Source organism: Kitasatospora sp. NPDC048298 (genome assembly GCF_043201465.1).
Taxonomy (GTDB): Bacteria; Actinomycetota; Actinomycetes; order Streptomycetales; family Streptomycetaceae; genus Kitasatospora.
This window is the reverse complement of the sequence record NZ_JBICYZ010000174.1, coordinates 1-1,360: the sequence shown is the minus strand read 5'-3', so window position 1 is coordinate 1,360 and position 1,360 is coordinate 1. Positions and strand designations below refer to the sequence as shown.

Sequence of the window (1,360 nt, the reverse complement as noted above, 5' to 3'; positions counted from 1 at the left end):
GACCGCCGTCCCCATGGGGAATTGCGTGAACGTCCGGGTGGGGAATTACGTGACGCCGACACCGCTCCAGGCGGGGAATTCCCTGATCGCCGACAGTGGGCAACCCGAGGAGTTCGTGTAGGTCCCGAACCTGGAAGACCTGCCCGGGATGCTCGTTGAAGGCGGTCGCGATGCGCTGGTAGACCGTGGCGGTCTCCGTAGGGGCCGGTTCGTGGTCGGGCGGGGTGCTCTTGTCGAGGCCGGACCTGCGGGCGATGGTGAGCTGGTTGGGTGCGCCTTCGGCGATGGCGTTGAGGGCGACCTGCTCGCGCACGCTCAGATCCAGCTTCACCAAGTGGTGCTCTTGGGTCTGCTTGGACACATGACGGCGGTCTTCGTAAGCTCCCCGCTGGCGGTCGTATACGGCGCATTTTGTGGCCACGGGTTGGATCTGATCAACATTTCGGGATCGCCCAGCGTAAGCGGCCCGCGATCAGGAAGGACCCGGTGATCACGCTTCCTGCGCTGGTCGACGGCGCTGTCCTTCTGGGGTGAAGGTGAAGCTCGCGGCGAACGGAGCGTCACCATGGCGGACTGCCAGGAGCAGTGGCTGCTCGTGACTCGGTGGCCAGGAGGGCTCGGTGCCCGGGTCGGTGCCGTTCCAGAGGTGGAAGAACAGCATGGGCGTGGAGCGGTCGGCGGTCGCGTAGCCGAGGGTCTTCCCGTAGTAGGGGTTGGTGCCGCCGAAGAGCACTGACGGCGTGCCGAAGGTCGAGGTCACGTCGGCCCATGTCCGGTCTTGGGTAGTCCATGGGTTGATCGCGGCGAGCATCGTGGCGTACTCGTCCGCGCTCAGCGCCCGGTCGAGCTTGAGCCATCCCTGTCGGTGCGCGAACTCCGCGTAGACGGAGGCCACGCTGGTGCCGTGATCAGCTGGCAGGACGGCCTCGAAGGCACCCTTCACGCCTGTCGCGGTCCGTGCCTCGCGCCGTTCCAGGGCGCGCTGCTCGTCCTCCCATGTTCCCTGCCGACGTTCCACGACCAGGAGGTGGTCCAGCGTCAGTCGGATGGCGAGCTCCCCGCCCCACATCCCCGGTCGGCGGAGAGCATCGTTGAGCTGGTCGACGAGGTAGGCGTGGATCTCGTCCGGGGAGGCGAGCGTGTCGGCTGGCATGCCGATAGTCTCCCCCAAGCCTGTCGGGGAGCTCAGGATGCCAGGAGTATCCGTCGCCGCAGCAGGGCGAAGCTCGCGCGGCCGTAGCCCTGCCGCTTGAGGTACTTGATCCTTATGTGGAATCCGATCCGTCAAGTCCGCCTGGTCAGTGGGTGTGGTCAGTCAGGCTGCTGGATAGCGGGAGTGACAGGTGTTCCGTTGAAGGCC

General features: G+C 66.2%; 1 protein-coding gene and 1 pseudogene. Both read right to left on the bottom strand.

All coding sequences use genetic code 11. From position 1 onward, the window contains the following. Window positions 1–331: pseudogene (locus ACGF0D_RS44280) on the bottom strand (hypothetical protein); the annotation flags it as partial. Between the two features lie 159 nt (window positions 332–490). Further along, a complete protein-coding gene (locus ACGF0D_RS44275; RefSeq protein ID WP_392926261.1) occupies window positions 491–1,153 on the bottom strand; it encodes a hypothetical protein in 663 nt (220 codons plus the stop codon). Between the last annotated feature and the right edge of the window lie 207 nt (window positions 1,154–1,360).